The sequence below is a fragment of the Pedobacter suwonensis genome (genome assembly GCF_900111825.1).
Classification (GTDB): domain Bacteria; phylum Bacteroidota; class Bacteroidia; order Sphingobacteriales; family Sphingobacteriaceae; genus Pedobacter; species Pedobacter suwonensis.
Genome location: NZ_FOJM01000004.1, coordinates 282,215 through 303,851 on the forward strand (window position 1 = coordinate 282,215; position 21,637 = coordinate 303,851).

The window sequence follows — 21,637 nt, forward strand, 5'->3', positions numbered from 1 at the left end:
GGCGTTTGGTGGAGAGCGTTTAATATACTTTTCGCCAAATGTTATTTGCCAACATTATTCGCTAAGCCCCATACGCTTAGCGCCAAACTATATGATAAATGAAAAAAGCACTGTTTTTCCTTCTGGTTCTATTCTTTACCTCCAATATATCCGCACAGTCTTTTAGCTTAAAATCTGTTTTATCTTATCCCTTTCCTACACAACTAGTCGCCTCACCCAGGGGTTCTAAAATTGCCTGGGCCGCGAACGAACAAGGAAAAAGAAATATTTACACCGCAAAAGCACCTGATTATAAGGCAGTAAAAATCACAGATTATGTGGAAGATGATGGGCAGGAACTAACCAGTTTATCTGTTTCTGCTGATGGAAAGTGGATTGTATTTGTGCGTGGAGGCGATCATGGAGGCAGAGATGGTGGGCCGGTTAATGCAAACTCATCACCAATTGCACCTAAAGTGCAGGTATTTAGTGTTTCTTTTGAGGGAGGTGATATAGTTACTTTAGGCGAAGGCGACAATCCGGTAATTTCGCCCAATAGCGACCAGGTTATTTTTGCCAAAAACGGTCAGGTGATGGTCAGTCCTGTTGATGGGACATCAGCGGCTAAAAACCTGTTTTACGCCAAAGGAATAAACGGAGCCTATAAATGGTCGCCCGACGGAAAAAAAATAGCTTTTATTTCAAACCGGAGCGATCACTCCTTTTTAGGGATTTATACTGATCAGCAAACACCTGTTAAATGGCTATTGCCTTCATTTTCTAAAGATAATACGCCGGTATGGTCGCCGGATGGAAATGATATTGCCTTTATCAGAACGCCCGGTGTTGGTGGGGAAACCGACTCCATTTTAACCAAGAAACATCAGCCCTGGGCCATATGGACGGTAAACGTAAATACGGGTGCGGGAAAAATGATCTGGAAAGCCCCCGAAACTTTACGTGGTTCTTTCCCTTCAATTGATGGTGGCACGAACCTATTATGGGCCGACGGTAAAATTGTTTTTACCTCTTATGAGGACGGTTGGCCGCATCTGTATGCCATCAATCCAGACGGATCAAAACGCATGCTGCTCACGCCCGGTAATTTCGCTGTAGAGAACATTAAATTAAGTGCCGATAAAAAAACATTGGTTTTTGCCGCCAATAAGGGCGAAGATGCAGATGACATGGACAGGAGGCATATTTATAAAGTTTCAGTTAATCAGGCGAATATGCAGGCCTTAACTTTAGGCAAAGGAATAGAAGCCTATCCTGTTATTGCAGCCGACAATCAAACAGTTTTTTGTCTGAGTTCAACTGCTGAAAGACCACTATTACCTGCGTTGATTACTACGGGAAAAGCGCTGGAACTCATTGGAGAATCCCTCATTCCAAATGATTTTCCACTGAAAGATATGGTGATTCCTAAACATGTGAGTTTTAAAGCTGCAGATGGTAATAGTGTTTATGGCCAGTTGTTTTCGCCAAAAAAAGTGGGTAAAAATCAACCGGCGATTATTTATGTACACGGCGGACCGCAAAGGCAGATGTTTTTAGGCTGGAATCCGATGGATTACTATTCGATAGATTATGCGTTAAATCAGTATTTGGTTAATATCGGTTTTATTGTGCTGTCTGTAAACTACCGTTTAGGAATCGGCTATGGCTATGATTTTCATAAACCCTTAAAAGCAGGCGCACAGGGTGCGTCAGAATATCAGGATATTAAAGCCGCCGGCGAATGGCTGGCTGCACAGCCTGGTATCAACAAAGATAAAATCGGGATTTATGGTGGTTCTTATGGCGGATACCTCACCGCGCTCGCCCTTGGCAAAGATTCTAAACTATTCGCAGGAGGTGTAGATATCCATGGTGTAAATAACCGGTTTACTACTTCAGATCAGGAAGGAAGAAAACCAGCTCCGGATGCGGCACTTGCAGCAAAAGTAGCCGAACAATCATCACCGGCAAGCTATGTAAATACCTGGACTTCGCCCACATTGATTATCCACGCTGATGACGACCGCAATGTTGCTTTTAACCAAAGTGTCGATCTCGTTAAACGTTTTGAAGATAAAAAGTTTGATTTTGAGTTTTTGGCCATTCCGGATGATACCCACCACTGGATGAAATTTTCAAATGGTTTGAAAGTAAGCGAAGCAACGGCTGATTTCCTTAAAAGGAAGTTGATGGGTGAAAAGTAGACTTTTGTGTTTTATTCAAAGGTTTAAAACAGGGCAGCAAAATAAGGTTGGACACACATAACGATGTGTCTGCAAGATAGGATCAAAAACGGGAAGCTTTTTCATTTTCGCTTAAATACTTAGCGGCTCTTGCAGATTGTTTCAAAAAAATAATATATGTATTGAGTCATTAGTAACGCGATAAAAGATTGAAGTTTGTTTTGTAATCAGACCAATCCTAACGTTTATTTCGAATGAGGATTCTTTAAACATATATGGTTGTTCTGAAATTAATTTTATCGTTTTTCCGTTTTTTTGATAAACTCATCAGCAACACGATCTCCAAACTTCTGTTGTATGAAAAAATAAACTAAGGTAATTGTTTCTTTTGCTCTTTTTGTGTAGAAAATACTTAAAGCCATTATTTGCCTATCATTTCCCTGATGCCATTATATGGTATTAAATCACCTGAATCTGCTTGTTGCAAAGACTCTTTGATGCCTTCTTTTACCGCCTGAGGAATTACCTCACTTTTTTGTTCAAAAGTGATTTTCATCGCTTTTATTACTGCTTTCAAAGCAGTAAGCTGTTCCTTGTTTTCCGGGTAAACTATTAATGCATCCATACTCAAAATTAAAGATAATTGTTGCTATTAACAATAAAACTGGTTATACTCCAATCAAATCAATGAATGTTTACAGCTATTTTTAAGAAATACATTTCCTTTTTCAAATTTTCCTTACCCTTTTTAAAATCATCAGGCTGAGTGGATTAAAAGAATAACCGCTGATATTGTTCTGTAGCATCACCACTGATTGATCGTAGAATAAAGGGATAACCGGAGCATAATCCATTACCATCTGGTCCATTTTTCGGTACAGCTCAAAACGTTTTTCATTATCGCTTTCATAATAGCTTTTCTCAAAAAGCTGATCAAATTCTTTGTTGTAAAAAGCAGTATAATTTGGTCCGTAAGGCACTTTGTTTTTAGAGTAGAACATAGAAAGGAAATTCTCTCCATCGCCGTAATCGGCCAGCCAGGAGCCACGGAAAAAATTGACGCTGTTTTTAGACATCAGATCCCTGAGGCTGGCGCTGGGGCTAACATCTATTTTAACTTTAATCCCGACGGCGGTAAGCTGGCCCTGAATAAACTCGATCAGATCTTTATAGGTTGTAGTGGTATTTAAGGTAACCTCTTCCATCCCTTTCCCTTCAGGGAAACCCGCTTCCACCAATAGTTTAGCCGCAAGTTTTGGGTTATAGGCATATCCACGGACGGCCAGGCTATCGAAACCGGGCATGCCTTTAGGGATAAAACCAGATGTGGCCGAAACACCAATGCCATTTCTCAGGTACTTAATTAATCGGTCACGGTCTATGGCATAATTAATGGCCTGTCTGACTTTTTTAAAACGTAATGGCGATTTCTTTACAATCGAAAGATTAGTGTCAACCAAAATACCAACATATTCGGTGCATAGGTAAGGGCTTTTGGTAAGCGTAAATTTTCCTTTATACTTTGAGGTCATTTTTCCGCTTTTGGTCAGGATATCATCGCGGTAACTGCCATCTACATTATAGTAAAAATCCAGGTCCTTTTTCAGGAAGCTCATAAAACCACTTTGTTTATCGGTAATGAAACTGGCTTTGATGGCGTCAAGGTAGGGTAATGATATTCCTTTCACATCTTTTTCAAAATAATGTTCGTTTTTTAACAGCACCAGTATCTCGCCCTCTTTCCAATATTTAAATTTAAATGGGCCGGTACCCACCGGATGGCTCCTGAAATCTTTACCATAATGCTCTACTACTTCTTTGGGAACAACAGAACAATATTGGGTAGTAAGTAAGCTCATAAAGGGCGGAAAAGGGCGTACCAGTTTAATTTGAAAAGTAGAATCGTTCAGTGCAATAAAATTGCCCTTGTCCTTTACCTTATCACTAAAAATCCATCCGCCTGATGAAGCCACTTTTGGATCAATCAACCGATAAAAGCTATATACAAAATCGCTGGCAACTACTTTTCGGCCTTTTCCGTTTTTAAAAATGGGGTCGTCATGAAAGTAAACATCGCTACGCAGATTAAAAGTATAGGTAAGTGCATCTTCCGAAACCGCCCAGCTTTTGGCTATGCAGGGCAGGGTTTGCAGGGATGAATCAATCTGTACCAAACCATTAAAAATCTGGTTGGTCATCCAGATGGCGTTCTGGTTTCGCGCAAAAGCCGGGTCAATTGAAGTTAAACCCTGATCGAGATTGATATTGAATACTTTCTTGTCGCTATGATGAGCATTTTCCTTACATGAAATGCAGATGATTACATAAAAAAACCAAAATATATATTTAAATGAGCCTCTCATGCGATCAGGAATGTTATTTTTGCACAAATTAATAAATTTAATGCAGATGTCTTTTTTAAACGATTTATTTATTGGCCTCGATGAAGCTAAACAGGAAGAATTGCAGGAGCGTTTAGATCTGGTAGAACATAAGACTAAATTTATGGATAAAGTGCCTGTAGCCTGTATCGATGCAAGTAATTCTCCCGTCTATCTGCTTTCAGAAGAGATTGCTTTGGCAGGCGGAATGTTGGAAGCTGATATATTAAGTGCTGTTTTCATCATTTATTATCAGCCTGGCAAAATGCTCAATGATTTAATGCGCGAAGTACCATCTGTAATGGATGCGAACTGGCCTGCGGTAAAAAACAACCGTATTATTTTATTAAATGACGACGTAGAACGAGAACGGACCGCCGAAAATGCTGTTTCCCTGATCGAAGATATTGCTGAAATGCTGCATCCGGGTTCATTTATCTTCGGACATGAAGGTGATAAGTGGATCAGGTTTGGCGCTTAAGGCTGATGTAAAATGGATGATGGAAGAGTGATAATGGGCACTACCATTCGTGCCCAAATCTTTCAACTTTCCAAATTTCGATGCTTGTGCTAACTTAAAAATGGTTCTAATTGAATTTTAGCAGATGGATTTTTAACCTTCCAACTTTTAAAACTTTCAACTCCCTAATTAAAACATTGTACCTTTTGTTAGATGGTAACATCTTACAGCACTGAAATTCTCTCTAGGTAATTTATATCGGCTTTTGGATCAAGCGGCCGTCACCCTGAATTCATTTCAGTGTCTTTCTTACTAAAAAGATGCTGAAACAAGTTCAGCATGACGAATCGGTCATGGATAGATCGTCTAAAAGAAAGTACTTTAATTAAATAATAATTATCAAGTTCCTAACTAAAATATTGTACCTTCTGTCAGATGTTAACATCTGACAGCACTAGAAACTCTGACAGCACGAGAAAAATTTACAACCTTCGAACCTTCAAACCTCTTTAATCTGATACTCCTCTATCTTACGGTAAAGTGTAGTTAAACCGATTCCCAATAACCTGGATGTTTCTGTTTTGTTGCCCTTGGTGTGGATCAGCACTTTTTGAATGTGCTGTTTTTCTATTTGCTGCAGGTTATATTCATTTGCTACGGGTGTAAAATCAAAGAATTCAGGTGGGAGGGCAGTTGCGCTTAGTACATTGTCATCTGATAAAATAACCAAACGCTCGATGATATTTTTTAACTCGCGTATATTTCCTTTCCAGCTATGGCTGCTCAATACGGATAAAATTTTATCGTCCATTTTTGGTACTGACCGATTTACCTTATCTGCAAATTCTTTCAGATAGTAAGTCGCCAATGCAGGGATATCGGCTTTACGCTCTCGGAGCGGAGGCAAGGTAATGGTAAAAACGGAAAGGCGATAATACAGGTCAGACCGGAATTTTCCTGATAAGCCATCGGCTTTTAAATCTTTATTGGTGGCGGCTAAAATCCGGACGTTTACCTGTTGTGTTTGGGTATCGCCAACTTTAATAAAAGTCTGGCTTTCGAGTACGCGTAATAGCTTAGCTTGCAAATCCAGGTTCATTTCTCCAATTTCATCCAGCAATAAAGTACCGCCGTTGGCTTCTTCCAATAATCCCTTTTTGTCTTTATTTGCACCCGTAAAGGCTCCTGCTTTATATCCGAATAATTCACTTTCCAATAAATCCGGACTAAATCCGCTGCAGTTTAAGGCCACAAAGGGTTTTGCCGACCTAAGGCTTTCATAGTGGATAGATTGTGCAAAAACCTCTTTTCCAGTCCCCGTTTCACCAAGCAACAAAACGGTAGTATCGGTTTTGCTTACTTTTTTAGCCAGATCAATAGCTTCCTTTAATGTTTTAGATTGCCCGATGATCGTTTCAAAGCTATGTTTCTTTGCGATTTTGTTTTCAAGATCAGAAACCCTGCGCTGAAGGTTAGACTTATCCATCGCTTTGTATAAAAGCGGGATGATTTTCTCATTATCGTCGCCTTTTACAAGGTAATCAAATGCCCCGTTTTTAATGGCCAGAACCCCATCAGCAATTGTTCCGTAAGCGGTGAGGTTAATAATTTCTACATAGGATTTTATAGCTTTAATATCTTTAACCAGTGCAACACCATTTACGTCAGGAAGTTTTACATCGCTGATGACAATACTTACTTCATTGCTTTTTAAAAGTTTGAGTCCTTCTTTTCCGGTATTGGCCTGTAAGGTTTTAAAGCCTTCCAGTTCTATAATCCTGGAAAGTAAACTGCAGATTTTCTTTTCATCATCAATGATGAGGACCATCCCATTCATAGGTTAAAATTATACTGCAATATTAAGTAATAAAAATAACGAAAGATGATGAGGGGATAAAATAAGCTATTTGGTTGTAAGTTCCATTCGGATGCTTTATGTTGTAGAAATAGAGGCTATGGGTGGCGGTAAAAGGCTTTTGACTTTAAACTTTGGCTTAAGGCTCCTGATCCTCGACTTAATTTGTACCTTTTTCGTTTCTTAGGCAACAAAATAAAAGCTTTTTGAGCATATTTGAATTTTGCAAAACAAATACTATGTTCAAAAGATTAACTGCCATATTCACCCTATGCTTACCGGTAATGTTTTGTTTGGCGCAACAGGTTCGTCCATCAAAATCTTCCGAGATTTACAGAGAACTTAAAACCTTAAAACACCTACCCAAGGTTTTGTATCTGGCCGCCCATCCTGATGATGAAAATACGGGTTTGCTGTCGTGGTTGATTAACGATCAGAATGTAGAAACAGCTTATTTATCGCTAACCAGGGGAGACGGTGGGCAGAACCTTTTGGGTACCGAACAAGGGGCAGCATTGGGCTTGATCAGAACACATGAACTTTTGGAAGCCCGTAGATTAGACGGCGCACAACAGTTTTTTACCAGGGCCATTGATTTCGGTTTCTCGAAGAATACCACTGATACTTTTAAACAGTGGGATGCCGATAGCATTACCGCAGATGTGGTTTGGGTAATCAGAAAATTCAGGCCTGATGTAATTATCTGCCGTTTCCCGCCGACTGCTGCTGCAGGACATGGACAACATGCAGCTTCTGCAGTTGTTGCCGAAAAAGCATTTAAGGCGGCCGCCGATAAAAATATGTTTCCCGAACAGCTGAAATACGTTGCTGTTTGGCAGCCCAAAAGATTGTTATGGAATACCTTCAGGTTTGGTGCAGTTAATACAACAGCCGAAAATCAATTAAAGGTATCCGTTGGACAATACGATGCTCAATTGGGAATGGGGTATGGAGAGTTGGCTGGATTAAGCAGAAGTTTGCATAAAAGCCAGGGAGCCGGAACACAATCTGTGGCCGGTGTACGTTCAGAATATTTTGTCAATGTTTTGGGCGATCCTGCCAAAAGAATTCTTTTTGATGGCTTAAACATGAACTGGTCTGATAAAGGCGTAGGCGATATTGATGAACTCATTGATATTATATTGTTATCATTTAATTATAACCAGCCGGACAAAAGCCTGCACGGACTATTAATGCTAAGAAGAAAAATTGCCGAATTGCAGGATGTAGCATTAAGAAAAGATAAACTTGCTGCGATCGATAAGATCATCTTAAGCAGTGCAGGGTTTATGGGCGAGGTGGTAACCAATCAGCCTGAAGCCATTGCCGGCAACAGTTATAATTTCCGTTTAAACTTAATTTCAAGATCGGCTACTCCTGTAAAGGTAGAAAGTGTAAACTGGCTAAACCAGACAGATCATTTAAACAGAACGCTGGCAAATGATTCGCTGATTACCATTGAACGAAAAATCCAGATTCCGGCAGATGCTGCGCCTACTGAACCTTATTGGCTGGCCAAGCCTGCAAAAAACGCAGCAACATTTAGCGTGCCGAATGATACGTTGATTGGGCTTCCGGAAATGCAATCGCCGGTTAATGTATTGTTGACACTGAAAATCGAATCTGAAAAATTCGCGGTCAGTTTGCCTTTATCCTATAAAAAATTAGATCCTGTTAAGGGAGATGTGGTAGAAGCACTGAGAATTGTCCCTGCATTAGACTTAAGTTTTAGCGAACCTGTTTATTTTGCAAAAGAAAAAGAAGCTTTAAATGTCGGCCTTCGCTTAAGGGCCAACAAGAATATCAATTACGGGAGAATTACTTTTAAAATAGGGAACCAGGTTGTAAAAACCTTCCAGGGGATTAACTTGGGCGAGAATACGCTGAGCACGATGAATTTCGTTATCCCTGTTGAAGATTTAGTTAAAATTAAAACCAGCCAGAATAAATTAGAAGCAGTTTTTTCATCAGAAACAAATGAATATTCAAAAGGGCAGGTATTGATCCAATACCCGCATTTACCAACCCTTCAGTATTTTGTTCCGGCTACTACCTGGTTAATTAAGGGAGACATCAAAGTATTGGCGAAAAAAATTGGCTATATCGAAGGGGCTGGCGATCTTATTCCCGAATTTTTAAGACAGGCCGGTTTACAGGTTGATGTGCTGACAGAGGCAGATATCCTAAATCCGGTCAAACTGGCAAGCTATGACGCCGTGGTAACCGGCGTAAGGGTAATCAATACCGAAAAGAGAATTAAAAACTGGCAAACTGCTTTACGCAGTTATGTAGAAAACGGCGGAACCATTGTCATGCAGTACAATACCACACAGGATATGGCATTGCAGGATTTTGGTATTTATCCATTTAGCATCAGTGGTAAAAGGGTAACCGAAGAAAATGCAGCGGTTAAGTTTTTAAAACCTGACCATAAATTACTGAACTATCCAAATAAAATCACTGCTGAAGATTTTAAAGGCTGGGTGCAGGAACGTGGTGCTTACTTCCCTGACCAATGGGATCCCAGATACGAAACGCTTTTTGAAATGCACGATACGGGCGAGGAGCCACTTCAGGGTTCAACCCTTTATGCTAAATACGGCAAAGGTAATTTCATTTATACGCCTTTAGCATTTTTCAGGCAGTTGCCAGCAGGCAATGTTGGCGCAGCCAGGTTGTTCTTTAACTTTTTATCAGCCGGAAAGTGATGAAAAATCAGTTTAAAAACTGGAATACCTGGTATGCATTACTCGCTTTGGCGCTGGTATTTCAGCTTGTGTTTTATTATTTGTTTACTAAATTCTGGGCATGAGTAATATCGATTGGACCGTATTGATATTCACTTTGCTTGCCGTGGTAGCCTATGGCGTTTTTATTGGTCGTGGGCAGAAAAGCAATGCCTCCTATTTAAAGGCAGATAATAAAATGCCCTGGTATATTGTGCTGCTTGGTATTATGGCCACACAGGCAAGCGCCATTACTTTTTTGTCAGCGCCGGGGCAGGCCTATACCGACGGTATGCGTTTTGTTCAGTATTATTTCGGTCTGCCTTTGGCTATGATCGTGATCTGCATTACCTTCATTCCCATTTTCCAGCGGTTAAATGTATATACAGCTTATGAATATTTAGAAAACCGTTTTGATAAAAAAACAAGGGTATTAACCTCATTGCTGTTCCTGTTTTCGCGGGGATTATCAACCGGCATCAGTATTTATGCACCAAGTATTATCCTTTCCAGTGTGTTAAACTGGAATATTTATTTAACTAATATCCTTACCGGAGGAATATTGTTGATTTATACTTACGTGGGTGGTGCAAAGGCAATTGCGCATACACAGAAGTTACAGTTTTTGATCATCTTAGGAACCATGGCTTTTGCTGCATACCTTTTGGTGCAGAATATGCCTGATGGAATAGGTTTTAAAGACGCGCTTTACCTGGCCGGAAAATCTGGTAAATTAAATGTAATTACAACAGAATTTGACTGGAAGGATAAATACAACATCTGGAGCGGTTTAATCGGTGGGTTTTTTCTGGCGCTGTCTTATTTTGGCACCGATCAGAGCCAGGTTGGAAGGTACATTACGGCAAAAGATAATACAAATGCCAAAATGGGATTACTGTTAAATGGATTGGTTAAAATCCCGATGCAGTTTGCGATCCTCTTAATCGGCGCATTATTATTTGCTTTTTTCTCTTTAAAACCGACTCCGATTTATTTTAACGAACGGTCCTATCAGCATTTAAAAGAAACTCAGCCCCGGCAGGCCGCAGCTTTTGAAAAAGAACACCAGGCCTTAGCACAGAAATTTAACCAGCAATCAAAAAATATTCTTCTGGAAAAAGAAAAGCAGTCGCCAACGCTAAATTCTTCCATAGCAAATTTTAAAGCAACCCAAAAACAGGTTAAAGAGTTACATAGCCGGGTAGAAGAAGCCATTAATAAATCAAATTACAATGCAGAGAAAACCGATACCAACTATATTTTTCTGTACTTTGTGAAAAATACACTTCCGGTGGGGATGATCGGTCTGCTTTTCGCTGTCATATTTTTGGCCAGCTGGGGGTCTATATCAGCCGCATTAAATTCGCTGGCTGCCTGTTCCTTAAAAGATGTACACCTTATTTTTGGTAAAAAAGAAGTTGATGACGAAACGGAATTAAAATATAGCCGTTTGCATACTTTAGCATGGGGTATCTTTTCAATCGCAGTAGCCATGTTTGCTACACAAATGGGTTCGTTAATTGAGGCCGTTAATGTGCTGGGCTCACTTTTTTATGGACCAATTCTGGGCATTTTCTTAGTGGCTTTTTATTTGAAAAAGATAAACGGGTCAAATGTGTTTATTTCGGCTATCTTATCAGAAATTGCCGTTGTAGCAATCTATAAGTTTGATATAGTTTCATTTCTCTGGCTTAATGTAATTGGCGCGGCAGCAGTAATCATCTGCTCAGTAATCGGTCTGTTGTTTTCAAATCAAAAAGTTGCGACTGAAAAATCAGCCTGATTTTTTACGCAAAGCAGATATTTTTCCTCGGGCGCAGGCCTGGAAATTTAATACCTTTATTTTCTAAATAATAACGACATGGATGATGCCTGGGTTGATAGGTGGAATGACCGCTACAGTACCAATGAGTTTGCTTATGGAGAACAACCGAATAATTACTTAAAAGAACAATTGACACCTTTGGATACCGGAACGATACTTTTTCCGGCAGAAGGCGAAGGCCGAAATGCGGTTTTTGCGGCTAAACTGGGTTGGAAAGTCTCGGCCTTTGATATCAGTACTGAAGGAAAAAACAAGGCTGTTCAACTCGCCGTTCACAATCAGGTTAGCATCGATTATCAGGTGGGCAAACTACAGGATCTTAACTATAAAGCTGGGCAGTTTGATGCCATTGCTTTGATTTATGCACACTTTCCTTCGTCAATCAAATCGACCTATCATAAAACACTAAGCCATTATCTATGCAAGGGCGGTTTGGTTATTTTCGAAGCTTTTAGCAAGAAACACCTTCATTATATTGCAGCAAACGAAAAAGTTGGTGGGCCGAAAGAAATTGATATGCTGTTTTCGATGGAAGAAATAAAGGCTGATTTCGAAGATTACGAGATCATTGTGTTGGAAGAAAAAGAAATTGAACTGAATGAAGGCTTGTTTCATAACGGACTAGGTTCGGTAATCAGATTTGTTGGAAGAAAGAAATAAACCTCCTTCAACATCCGGAAATGGCGTGGCGCTACGGATTAGCGAATGGATAAGTGTCGATCTGACTCGCTGGTTAACTTTAAGTTGTATATCCATTCTTGTTTATTGATCGTAAAGGCCTATTCTTAAATTCGTGGGCAATATATTAAGCTACCATAGATACCTGACCTTTACCGTCATTCCCGTATCAATTTATTAAAGGGTATTGTTTTATCGTGTTAAAGCCATAAATTCGTAAAATAAAACAACAGAAACAGATAATATAATACTATGAAAACGATGATTAAATCAATCACATTGCTGTTTACGGCAATTACCATTTCAGTAAGTGCAATGGCACAAGATGCGCAGCCTAAACCAAGTCCGGCGGCAACTGCAACAGGAAAAGTTAAAGGTGCAACCATTACGATTAACTACAGCAGTCCGGCGGTAAAAGGGCGTAAAATCTGGGGCGGTTTAGAAGCCTTTGATAAAGTATGGCGAGCTGGTGCAAATGAAGCGACCACTTTCGAAACTGATAAAGATATTATGGTTGAAGGTAAACCTTTGGCAGCAGGAAAATACAGTTTCTTTTTAATCCCTAGAGAAAGCGGAACCTGGACAGCTATTTTCAATAAGGAACCAAAACAATGGGGAGCTTACAAATACGAAGAAGCTAAAGATGCTTTACGTGTTGATGTTAAAACCAAAGCATTAAAAGCAACACAAGAACGTTTGGTTTATAAAATTACCAAAAGCGGTTTTGCTTTAGAATGGGATAAAATTTCTGTTCCGGTAACCATTAAATAATTAGATCAAATTCTTGAAAGCCGTTCCAGTTTAATACTTGGGACGGCTTTTTTTTGTCCTTTTTTTCGGGAAAATGAACGTATAGCAATGCTTGGAGGTTAACAGGCCACTTTGCGCTTACTCCGTTGCACGTCGTGTTCGCTGTAAATCGAGTTCAGGAAAAGGAATTTCTGGTCGTGTAGGGGCTTGTGCTTTAAATGATATTTGTGTTTAGGATTAGGAAATGAGTGGCCTGTAGTGCTTGGAGGCTGATAGTCCCGCTATTCATTTCAAGTCCTCGCTGCGCTCCGGGCTTTACATTTCTATCGGGTTTACGAACAGAGGTTTGTGCACTCCGCAACCCAACAAATGAAAGGCTGTTATAGTCATATAGCCCCGGTTGAAGCGTTTACCTGCAGCAACGAGGTACGAGGCAGTAGAGCGTATAAACGGAAAATGGGAAGAAATTTAGTGTTTTTATTCCCTGGTCTGTGTCTGCACAGACCAATAGATAGATTATCTATACAAGCAATAAATACTCAATAACATATTTGAGTTCGGAAATGAGTGGCCTGTGGTGCTTGGAGGCTGATAGTCCCGCTATTCATTTCAAGTCCTCGCTGCGCTCCGGGCTTTACATTTCTATCGGGTTTACGAACAAAGGTTTGTACATATTGCAACCTAAAAAATGGAATGCTGTTATAGCCATATAGCCCCGGTTGCAGCGATACCCTGCAGCAACGAGGTACGAGGCAGCGAAGCGTAAAAGCGGAAAACGGGAAGAAACTTCTTGCCGTGCACAGGCATTGCGCTCCAAATCATCATATATTTATTGTTCAGTAAACTATACTTACCCTTTCTCCCTTTTTGTAAAGAACCTAAAACATAATATCTACTTCATGTTAAAATACTATTTTAGGCAGATATTAAAATACACACAAATAATGAAGTTTTCCTTTAAACTATTGTTCTTATTGCCGCTTCTTTCGTTAAACGTTTTAGCACAACAAAAAGCGCAATTTTTTTCCATAAAAACTGCAAAACCTGTTGATCAGGTGAATGTTTTTCTAGGGTCTTCTGGCGATCACGGACAGATGTCGCCGGCCGCCTCCGCGCCTTTCAGTATGTTGAGTATAGGCCCGCAGACTTACCCTAAAACGCATACCGGTTACGAATACCTGGCCAGGAAATTTGAAGGCTTTACCCACAATCGTTTTGAAGGAGTGGGCTGTCAGGGTTCGGGTGGCAATATCTTTATCAAACCATTTTTAGGTAGTGATCCGACGGCGTCTGAGTTGATTAAGGTTTCTGAAAAAGCGAGTCCAGGTTATTATGAAGTTGGTTTTGAAAATAAAATTAAAGCCAGTTTTACCGTATTGGGTAAAGCAGGTAAACATGCCTATCAATTTCCGAAAGGAGCAAAAGGGTTTTATATCGACCTGGCTTATGCTTTTAACGGTGCTTTTGTAGATGAAGCGCACGAAGTAAACGCCAATACCGTAAGCGGATGGATTACTTCGAAAACAACTTGTGGTGTAGGTAAATACAAGTTGTTTTACTATATGGAGATCGGAGATAACGTATCATGGAAAGTAGTCGATGATCATAAAATGATAGCCATGCTCAAAGGAGAGTTAACTTCAACAGGAATCAATATCGCTCTTTCTGCCGTTAGTGTTGAAGCAGCAAAATCCTCTATCAATAAAAATTCATTCGATACTGTAAAAGAACAAAGCAAAGCCGATTGGAATGCAAATCTCTCTAAAATCGCTGTAAACGGCGATCTGGAGAGCGCTAAGCTTTTTTATTCACTTTTGTACCGTACCATGCAATCGCCATATGTCATATCTGAAGCTGATGGTGCATACCGCAATACAAAGGGTGAAATTAAGAAAGATAAAGAGATCCGCTACAACGGTTGGGCCATTTGGGACAATTATCGTACGCAGTTACCTTTGCTTTCGATAATTGCGCAGGATCGGTATGCGGGAATGGTAAGTTCTATTGCAGATCTGTATAACTCGGGTAAAAAGGATTACGCCGGACAGCATGAGCCTTCAAACACCGTGCGGTCTGAACATGCCATTGTGGTTTTGCTTGATGCTTACCGTAAAGGGTATCCGGTTGATTTTGGGAAAATAGCTGATTCACTGGTGAAAGAGGTTAATGGTTTGGATTACAGGTCGCCGGATAAAGCTTTAGAGTCAAGTTATGATAACTGGGCACTTGCAGAAATCTTTAAGATTTTAAAGAATAAGGAAAAATCTGATTTTTATCTTAACAAGGCGCTGGAATACAAAAAATATTGGAATAAGGATTTTAAGGATATGACCAAAAATGATGTGGACCGGATGCAGGCCCGTGGTTTATATCAGGGTACCATCTGGCAATATAGATGGTTTGTACCTTATGATTTCAAAGGATTGATCGAACTAGATGGAGGGGAGGAATCTTATCTGGCGAAACTTGATGAATTTTTTGCCTGCGATTTATACAATCATGCCAATGAACCGGATTTACAGGTTCCGTTGATGTATAATGTGACTAAGTCTGGTTATAAATCGCAATATTGGATGCACCAACTGGCGGCTGATACCGTTATCCAGAATTACTTTAATGACAATAGCCGTGGAATTGGAAGTTACATCGGCAAAATTTACAGAAACCAGCCAAATGCCTATCTGCGCACCATGGACGACGATGCCGGAGCGATGAGCGCCTGGTACGTGTTTGCAGCAAGTGGTTTTTCTCCGGCCTGCGTAGGCTGGCCGGTGTATTATTTAAACGTACCCTTATTTCCATTGCTAACTTACAAACTGCCAGAAGGGAAAACTTTTACTATTGAAACAGAAAATTTTGACGCAAAAAACAAATATATTAAAGCGGTTTTCCTCAATGGAAAGCCTTTCAAAAAGAACTATATTACACAGGAGGACATCAATAAAGGAGGGCGGTTAAAAATAGTGGCCTCAGCCGTTCCGGTTAAAATTTCTGATACCGAAAACTGGATTTCGGATCTCATGAAATAATTTCAAAAATTAACAAAATATGGCAAACTAAATCCCATTATTGCTGTTGTTCTAGTATAAATTCAAGATCATGGCACCTTTAAAATTAAGCGAAGAACAACATGCTACATTAAGCAATAGAAACACATTAGAACAAGTGAATGAACAACCTTTAGAACTTCATCCGGAAGCTTATAAAGTAAAAGGCCCATCGCCGGATAAAATGAAGACAGTATCATCCTCTTTAAGGAATTATGCACATGGCCTTTACGGATTGTTGTAAAAACGCTTCCCAAAAAACTACACATAACAGATGATATAGGGCAGCAGACTTAAAAAGGTCAGCTGCTTTTTTATGGAATCAAATTTATCCAAGAAGCTATCGTCATCCTGAATTTATTTCAGGATCTTTAATGAAAAATACAATAGCAGGTTCATCCTCTATTCCAAATTTCTATCTTAAATTAATGATACAAAGCGCAGGAATACTACTTTTTAGGAGAAAAGATTGGCAGATAGAATTTTTTCTGGTTCATCCCGGTGGACCATTCTTCGCCAAAAAAGATCTTGGATTTTGGACTGTGCCCAAAGGAGAATTAAATGAAGGAGAGAATGCTTTAACCGCAGCAATCCGCGAATTTAAAGAGGAAACAGGTCAAAGTTTGACTGGAAATTTCATCGAATTAAGACCTGTTATGCAAAAAGGAGGTAAAAAAGTTTGGTGCTGGGCGTTTGAAGGCGACCTTGACCCCTCAACCATTGTCAGCAACACCTTCGAAATAGAATGGCCGCCAAGGTCTGGCAAGAGGAAAAGTTTTGCCGAAATAGACCGGGCTGGGTGGTTCGGTTATAGCGATGCCATTACACATATTAACGAAAAGCAGATTGCTTTGCTTGACGAATTGAAATCAAAATTAGACTGTTAAGTCAAAATTTAAAATGTCTTTTTCAGCACCGTTAATAATGATCGAGATCTGGTGGTCGCCCAAATGAAATTTACGTGTGGTAATCAGCACAAACTTTTGTTTTCTGATGATGTTTATTGCGGCACCTGCAGGATACGTCCTTTCTGAAATTTTGTATACCTTTTTAGTATTTTGTCCATTTTGCTTTTTATAGTAAATGGCGTATTCCAGTCTCACTTTTTGCTCAGCAGGATTGCTGTTAAAAATAGAAAAAGAAAACTCCAGACTTTCTCCAATACTGATCTGCGGAGTTAGGATTTTGAAGTCTTTTAATAAAATCCCGGCATCATCCAATCCATAATATTTGAGGATATCAGTATGCCCCTGTTTAAGCAATGTACGGCTGCCATGTTTAATAATTGCATCCGTTTCGGCACCTAAACCGGACCAGTTTTTAGCCATATTTAAAACCACATGAGGATGATCTTTTGCAATATCATTTAAGTTGTTGGCAACGCTCCGCCGTACATATGGTGACGGATCTGTTTTAAGATTTTCCAGTATCGGTAAAATGGATGAAGGGTCTTTTTTTAAAAAGGGAATGCCCATAGCCCAGGGTAATCTTGGACGACTGCCCTCGCTGGCAAGCCTTCTCACCTTATGGTTTTCATGCAGCGACCATTTATGCATTCTCAAAATCATCTTATTCTGGTATTTTAGGATAAATGGGCGAACGGCAAATTCACAACTCACAAATTGGGTTACAAATTCGAGCGCTTTAACCGAAGTTTCAAAATCATCAATGCCATAGGTTTCAATATAATCAGGTAAAAACATGTAGGCCAGTCTATCCTCTCCAATCCCCTGTATCCTTAATTGTTCAATTATTTTTTTAATGAGTATGATCGTTTGAGGATAATCTTCAGGTAAAAAATCGTGTAACACTGCAGTAGTGTGTTTCATTCGCTCTTTTAGTTCTTTAGATTCAAATTCGGGTGTAAAGATCTTTTTGATGAATAGTTCTTTGTCGAAGCCTGATATAGTTACAGTCAACGCATGGGTTAATCTCTCATAAAAAGCAAGTGAATATAAATCTTTGAGCGGGCTGGCCATATATGCTAAAAAATGTTTTTAATACAGCGCTAATTTACTAAAAATGTTAGTAGTGCAGGATGGCTCATTCAAAATATTTATTTTGTGCTATCATTTTCACATTATAATAAAGAATTAAGATTTTTCTTTGGCACATTTGCTTATCTAAAAATGAAGGAATGAATACAACAAAAATAGGCTGGATCGGATTGGGAAATATGGGAATCCCGATGGCAGAACAACTGATAAAAGCAGGGTATGCAGTTACGATTTACAATAGGAGCAAAGGCAAGGAAGCCTCGTTGAAAGAAATGGGTGCATCAATTGCTGAAACACCTAAAGCGTTGATCGCAACTACTGATGTAGTAATCATTATGGTTTCTGATGATGCTGCCGTTGATCAGATTTTTAATGATAAAAATGGTCTTTTCGGTGCCGGTATTTCAGGTAAAATGATTATCAACATGAGTACGGTTTCTCCAGCCATTTCAAAAAACATGGCGGAATTATGCAAGGAAAAAGGTGGACAATATTTGGATGCACCAGTTTCCGGTAGTGTAAAACAGGCTGAAACAGGCCAGTTGGTGATTATGGTTGGTGGTGATGAAGCTGCTTTTAACGAGGTAAAACCAATTTTAGAAAAAATGGGAAAAATGGCGATGTACTTAGGTGACACCGGTGCCGGGAATGTTGCAAAATTAGCCATTAACTCGCTGTTAGCATTATATACACAGGGTTTGGCCGAAACGGTGCTTTTTGCCAATCAACAGGGAATTAAAACAGGAGATCTGCTTAATTTGCTCAATAACGGCGCTATAGCTAACACCTTTACCAAAATTAAAGGAGATGCTATTATTGCTGATAATTATAAAGCTGCATTCGCCCTTAAACATATTGTAAAAGATTTAAATTTAGCTAAAGACATTGGTTTGGAATCGCCACTGGCCCAAACCGCCTTAAATACTTTTGAGGCCGCTACCGCCAAATTTGGAGAGGAAGATCTGATTGCAGTGATCAAACACATTAAGGAGTAAAGCAATATTTTGAAAATAATAATCATAGGAGATTTTGATGATTTCCTATGGTATACCTGTTAATCAGCTTACACGTTTTATATGACTTGTTTATTCATAAAGGGAATAATCCGATTAATTTCAATGGATCTCTTTATAAGTTTCATGTATATCGTATAAAAATGGGGCGACTAGATCTTTAAACCTCCAAAAGTACTTCCCCATATAATGGCCAATACAATTAAAGTAATCACAACGTAGAGTTTATCTTTTTCCAATATAAAAGCGAACAGCGAGAATATGATTCGCAAAATTGGTGTGATGATTAAAAGTAATACACCAAACTGGATAATAGCCATTGGTTTAAAAGTAAAAAGTCCTTTAAAAATACCATCAAAGGTGATAAAGTCGGTTTCTTCACCTTTAAAAATATGGTAATCGGGCCGGCTTTGCGCTCCGTGCTGTACCAAAAAAAGCAGGCCGCCCAATAACACCACCAGGCTGGCAGTAATTACGCCAAATCTTAATAGCTTGCCTACAATTTTTTCTACATCGCGGTCTTGTATAAGATGGGTTGAGATCATATTTTTCATTTTATTTTAACTTAAAATTTGTGATGATAGCCGTTATAAATCATTTCCAGTGCAACGAAAGTGATGGCAATACAGAAAATAATCCTTAAGGTGGATGGGTTGATTCTGGTTAATAATTTAGCGCCTGTAAAAGCCCCGCCCAATACGCCAAGCACTACAGGGAATGCGATTCCCGGGTCCATGTAACCGCGCTGCAGGTAAACTACAGCACTGGCTGCGGCGGTAACCCCGATCATAAAATTGCTGGTGGTGGTACTTACCTTAAAGGGAATTTTCATGGCTGTATCCATGGCCAATACCTTTAATGCGCCCGAGCCAATCCCCAGCAAACCGGACATTACGCCTGCTACCGTCATGATGGAAAAGCCGGCGCCAACATTTTTAAGCTTATAACTAACCGGGCCGGTTGGCGTAGGATAGCTGCTATTGAGTTTTAATACGGCAGAAAGTTTGCTGCCTTCTGTTAAAGCCTCCTGATTCTTTTTTCTTAAGGTCATTGCGGCAGAGAAGAGCAAAACACAGCCGAAAAGGATGGCGATGGTATTGGTAGGTGTATAAATAGCAATTACTGCACCAAGTACTGCACCTAGGGTAGTTGCAATTTCCAGAAACATCCCCAGGCGGATGTTGGTAATCCCTTCTTTTATATATGCACTTGCGGCACCAGATGAATTGGCGATAGAAGCGAGTAATGCTGCTCCGATGGCATATCGGATATCAACATGAAAAACAAGGGTAAGTAAGGGGATTACGACTACACCCCCGCCGAGGCCTGTTAGCGATCCAATCAGACCGGCCAGGTAAGCGCCGAGGAGTAAGATCATGGTAAAAGTTAAAATGGTCATGATATTAATGGTTATTGTTCAAAATGGTAGTGGTTATGGAAAGGGCCGCCTCCGGGTTGCCAGCATTTATGGCATCAAACAATGCCTCATGCAGGTGATGGCTCATGGCAAAATGAGCGATGCCGGCAGATGCACGTTTAGCAAAAAAATCGCGGATGACCACCGTGAAGCTTTCATAAAGATCGCTCAGTACATGGTTGCCAGAAGCGCGGGCAATAGCCAGATGGAATGCGATATCAGCATTGGCACAGTCAGTTCTCGATTCTTTTTCAATGGCAGATTTTCTTTTTTCAAGTGCTTCGCTAATGGATTTCAGGTCTGATTCCGTACGGTTTTTACTGGCCAAACGAACAATTTCCTGCTCGAGCAAGGCCCTGACCTGATTGATTTCTTTAAAATCAGCACTTCGCAAACGCTGCTCAATAGGCTCTGAAGGGGTAGCATTCACTTTTGTTCCAAAACCCTGTTGTACCGTGAGTATTCCTGATAAGGTGAGCGATTTTATAGCTTCCCGGATTGTAGAGCGGCCTACACCATATAGTTCCATTAAGGCTGGCTCAGAAGGAATTTTTTCTCCTACTTTAAATTTACCTTCTTTAATGTCTTTCCTGATTTTGGTAGACACCTGTTCAAAAAGTCTGCTTTCTTTTTCCATAATATGAAATCAACAATGCAAACATACGATGTTTAATTTAAACATCAGATGTTTTGTGTCTGGATTAGATCATTTTATTTTTAGCCCGCTAGTATGCTCTTCTTAAATACCTCAAAGTTGATGTTTACACTAAACAGATCCAGGAAAAAAAGCTTGTGATGCCTTAATAAAAAACTGTATTGACTTAATTATCTTAAAAACAATTACTTAAATAAATTTTTAAAAAATAATATACCTAATATTTGTATCGTACGAAATTTGTCGTACCTTTAAAATATGAAAAGTAATCAAGCTGAAAATAATCTGCCCGAACCAACCAAAGCTGAACTGGAAATTCTTCAGGTGTTATGGGAATTTGGACCTTCGACCGTTCGGTTTGTAAACGATAAGCTGAATGAACTTAGAGAGGTAAATTATACCTCTACCTTGAAACAGATGCAAATTTTAGCTGAAAAAGGAATTTTAAAGCGTGATGAAAGCCAAATGAAACACATTTATATTCCGGTTGAAGCGGAGGAAAAAACAAAAGATCAGTTATTGAACCGTTTCGTAAACACCCTGTATAAAGGTTCTGCATCGAAATTGATGATGCAGCTTTTGGGCAATGAGAAAACATCAAAAAAGGAAATAGAAGAGATTAAGCGGCTATTGGATAGCATGGAATAATTAACCAGATCAAAAGCTACAGA

At 39.6% G+C, this 21,637-nt stretch carries 18 protein-coding genes; 11 read left to right on the forward strand and 7 right to left on the reverse strand.

Annotation, left to right across the window (positions count from 1 at the left end):
- The first annotated feature begins 98 nt into the window (after nt 1-98).
- Entirely contained in the window at nt 99-2,183 is a 2,085-nt protein-coding gene (locus BM107_RS07300) for a S9 family peptidase (protein WP_090981776.1), read from the forward strand.
- 400 nt (nt 2,184-2,583) lie between these two features.
- Here BM107_RS07300 and BM107_RS07305 read toward each other — a convergent pair whose 3' ends face one another.
- Nucleotides 2,584-2,787 (reverse strand): DUF2683 family protein, encoded by a 204-nt coding sequence (locus tag BM107_RS07305; protein ID WP_090981778.1) that lies wholly within the window; start codon nt 2,785-2,787, stop codon nt 2,584-2,586.
- 103 nt (nt 2,788-2,890) lie between these two features.
- The gene (locus tag BM107_RS07310) at nt 2,891-4,525 is read right to left on the reverse strand and encodes an ABC transporter substrate-binding protein (protein ID WP_090981780.1); all 1,635 of its coding nucleotides are present in this window, start codon (nt 4,523-4,525) and stop codon (nt 2,891-2,893) included.
- A 46-nt stretch (nt 4,526-4,571) separates the two neighbouring features.
- Here BM107_RS07310 and BM107_RS07315 point away from each other — a divergent pair, with 46 nt between their 5' ends.
- Nucleotides 4,572-5,024 (forward strand): substrate-binding domain-containing protein, encoded by a 453-nt coding sequence (locus tag BM107_RS07315; protein ID WP_090981836.1) that lies wholly within the window; start codon nt 4,572-4,574, stop codon nt 5,022-5,024.
- 478 nt (nt 5,025-5,502) lie between these two features.
- Here BM107_RS07315 and BM107_RS07320 read toward each other — a convergent pair whose 3' ends face one another.
- Nucleotides 5,503-6,840, reverse strand: coding sequence for a sigma-54-dependent transcriptional regulator (locus BM107_RS07320; RefSeq protein WP_090981782.1), 1,338 nt, complete (start codon nt 6,838-6,840; stop codon nt 5,503-5,505).
- A gap of 257 nt (nt 6,841-7,097) precedes the next feature.
- Between BM107_RS07320 and BM107_RS07325 the strand changes: the two genes are divergently transcribed.
- The 7 genes from BM107_RS07325 to BM107_RS07355 all read left to right on the forward strand — a co-directional run bounded on the left by BM107_RS07325 (nt 7,098) and on the right by BM107_RS07355 (nt 16,771).
- Nucleotides 7,098-9,566 carry a PIG-L family deacetylase gene (locus BM107_RS07325; protein ID WP_090981784.1) on the forward strand — a complete coding sequence of 823 codons (2,469 nt, stop codon included), beginning with the start codon at nt 7,098-7,100 and terminating at the stop codon, nt 9,564-9,566.
- Between the two features lie 100 nt (nt 9,567-9,666).
- Nucleotides 9,667-11,367: a sodium:solute symporter family protein gene (locus BM107_RS07330; protein ID WP_090981786.1), complete on the forward strand. Its 1,701-nt coding sequence runs from the start codon at nt 9,667-9,669 to the stop codon at nt 11,365-11,367.
- Between the two features lie 78 nt (nt 11,368-11,445).
- Nucleotides 11,446-12,069 carry a class I SAM-dependent methyltransferase gene (locus BM107_RS07335; protein ID WP_090981788.1) on the forward strand — a complete coding sequence of 208 codons (624 nt, stop codon included), beginning with the start codon at nt 11,446-11,448 and terminating at the stop codon, nt 12,067-12,069.
- Nucleotides 12,070-12,348: 279 nt separating this feature from the next.
- Nucleotides 12,349-12,858 carry a DUF2911 domain-containing protein gene (locus tag BM107_RS07340; protein WP_244278755.1) on the forward strand — a complete coding sequence of 170 codons (510 nt, stop codon included), beginning with the start codon at nt 12,349-12,351 and terminating at the stop codon, nt 12,856-12,858.
- A gap of 923 nt (nt 12,859-13,781) precedes the next feature.
- Complete coding sequence (locus BM107_RS07345; RefSeq protein ID WP_090981838.1) at nt 13,782-15,866, forward strand: glycoside hydrolase domain-containing protein; 2,085 nt, start codon at nt 13,782-13,784, stop codon at nt 15,864-15,866.
- 70 nt (nt 15,867-15,936) lie between these two features.
- Complete coding sequence (locus tag BM107_RS07350; protein WP_090499394.1) at nt 15,937-16,128, forward strand: hypothetical protein; 192 nt, start codon at nt 15,937-15,939, stop codon at nt 16,126-16,128.
- A gap of 130 nt (nt 16,129-16,258) precedes the next feature.
- A complete protein-coding gene (locus BM107_RS07355) occupies nt 16,259-16,771 on the forward strand; it encodes an NUDIX hydrolase (RefSeq protein ID WP_244278756.1) in 513 nt (170 codons plus the stop codon).
- Here BM107_RS07355 and BM107_RS07360 read toward each other — a convergent pair.
- Nucleotides 16,760-17,863, reverse strand: a complete 1,104-nt coding sequence (locus tag BM107_RS07360) for a DNA alkylation repair protein (protein ID WP_090981792.1) — start codon at nt 17,861-17,863, stop codon at nt 16,760-16,762. The genes BM107_RS07355 and BM107_RS07360 overlap by 12 nt on opposite strands.
- A gap of 158 nt (nt 17,864-18,021) precedes the next feature.
- Here BM107_RS07360 and BM107_RS07365 point away from each other — a divergent pair, with 158 nt between their 5' ends.
- A complete protein-coding gene (locus BM107_RS07365) occupies nt 18,022-18,876 on the forward strand; it encodes an NAD(P)-dependent oxidoreductase (RefSeq protein ID WP_090981794.1) in 855 nt (284 codons plus the stop codon).
- A gap of 170 nt (nt 18,877-19,046) precedes the next feature.
- On the opposite strand, the gene BM107_RS07370 is transcribed toward BM107_RS07365, so the two are convergent.
- From BM107_RS07370 to BM107_RS07380, 3 genes are read right to left on the reverse strand one after another with little or no spacing between them, the layout of a single operon-like run.
- The gene (locus BM107_RS07370; RefSeq protein ID WP_090981796.1) at nt 19,047-19,448 is read right to left on the reverse strand and encodes a DUF1634 domain-containing protein; all 402 of its coding nucleotides are present in this window, start codon (nt 19,446-19,448) and stop codon (nt 19,047-19,049) included.
- Nucleotides 19,449-19,459: 11 nt separating this feature from the next.
- Nucleotides 19,460-20,293, reverse strand: coding sequence for a sulfite exporter TauE/SafE family protein (locus BM107_RS07375; RefSeq protein WP_090981798.1), 834 nt, complete (start codon nt 20,291-20,293; stop codon nt 19,460-19,462).
- Between the two features lie 4 nt (nt 20,294-20,297).
- The gene (locus tag BM107_RS07380; protein ID WP_090981800.1) at nt 20,298-20,948 is read right to left on the reverse strand and encodes a FadR/GntR family transcriptional regulator; all 651 of its coding nucleotides are present in this window, start codon (nt 20,946-20,948) and stop codon (nt 20,298-20,300) included.
- 276 nt (nt 20,949-21,224) lie between these two features.
- Here BM107_RS07380 and BM107_RS07385 point away from each other — a divergent pair, with 276 nt between their 5' ends.
- Complete coding sequence (locus BM107_RS07385) at nt 21,225-21,614, forward strand: BlaI/MecI/CopY family transcriptional regulator (RefSeq protein WP_090981802.1); 390 nt, start codon at nt 21,225-21,227, stop codon at nt 21,612-21,614.
- The last annotated feature ends 23 nt before the right edge of the window (nt 21,615-21,637 follow it).

Coding starts and splice junctions, on each gene's coding strand:
- BM107_RS07300 (WP_090981776.1), top strand. CDS start 99: ATGAAAAAAGCACTGTTTTTCCTTCTGGTTCTATTCTTTACCTCCAAT.
- BM107_RS07305 (WP_090981778.1), bottom strand. CDS start 2,787: ATGGATGCATTAATAGTTTACCCGGAAAACAAGGAACAGCTTACTGCT.
- BM107_RS07310 (WP_090981780.1), bottom strand. CDS start 4,525: ATGAGAGGCTCATTTAAATATATATTTTGGTTTTTTTATGTAATCATC.
- BM107_RS07315 (WP_090981836.1), top strand. CDS start 4,572: ATGTCTTTTTTAAACGATTTATTTATTGGCCTCGATGAAGCTAAACAG.
- BM107_RS07320 (WP_090981782.1), bottom strand. CDS start 6,840: ATGAATGGGATGGTCCTCATCATTGATGATGAAAAGAAAATCTGCAGT.
- BM107_RS07325 (WP_090981784.1), top strand. CDS start 7,098: ATGTTCAAAAGATTAACTGCCATATTCACCCTATGCTTACCGGTAATG.
- BM107_RS07330 (WP_090981786.1), top strand. CDS start 9,667: ATGAGTAATATCGATTGGACCGTATTGATATTCACTTTGCTTGCCGTG.
- BM107_RS07335 (WP_090981788.1), top strand. CDS start 11,446: ATGGATGATGCCTGGGTTGATAGGTGGAATGACCGCTACAGTACCAAT.
- BM107_RS07340 (WP_244278755.1), top strand. CDS start 12,349: ATGATTAAATCAATCACATTGCTGTTTACGGCAATTACCATTTCAGTA.
- BM107_RS07345 (WP_090981838.1), top strand. CDS start 13,782: ATGAAGTTTTCCTTTAAACTATTGTTCTTATTGCCGCTTCTTTCGTTA.
- BM107_RS07350 (WP_090499394.1), top strand. CDS start 15,937: ATGGCACCTTTAAAATTAAGCGAAGAACAACATGCTACATTAAGCAAT.
- BM107_RS07355 (WP_244278756.1), top strand. CDS start 16,259: ATGAAAAATACAATAGCAGGTTCATCCTCTATTCCAAATTTCTATCTT.
- BM107_RS07360 (WP_090981792.1), bottom strand. CDS start 17,863: ATGGCCAGCCCGCTCAAAGATTTATATTCACTTGCTTTTTATGAGAGA.
- BM107_RS07365 (WP_090981794.1), top strand. CDS start 18,022: ATGAATACAACAAAAATAGGCTGGATCGGATTGGGAAATATGGGAATC.
- BM107_RS07370 (WP_090981796.1), bottom strand. CDS start 19,448: ATGAAAAATATGATCTCAACCCATCTTATACAAGACCGCGATGTAGAA.
- BM107_RS07375 (WP_090981798.1), bottom strand. CDS start 20,293: ATGACCATTTTAACTTTTACCATGATCTTACTCCTCGGCGCTTACCTG.
- BM107_RS07380 (WP_090981800.1), bottom strand. CDS start 20,948: ATGGAAAAAGAAAGCAGACTTTTTGAACAGGTGTCTACCAAAATCAGG.
- BM107_RS07385 (WP_090981802.1), top strand. CDS start 21,225: ATGAAAAGTAATCAAGCTGAAAATAATCTGCCCGAACCAACCAAAGCT.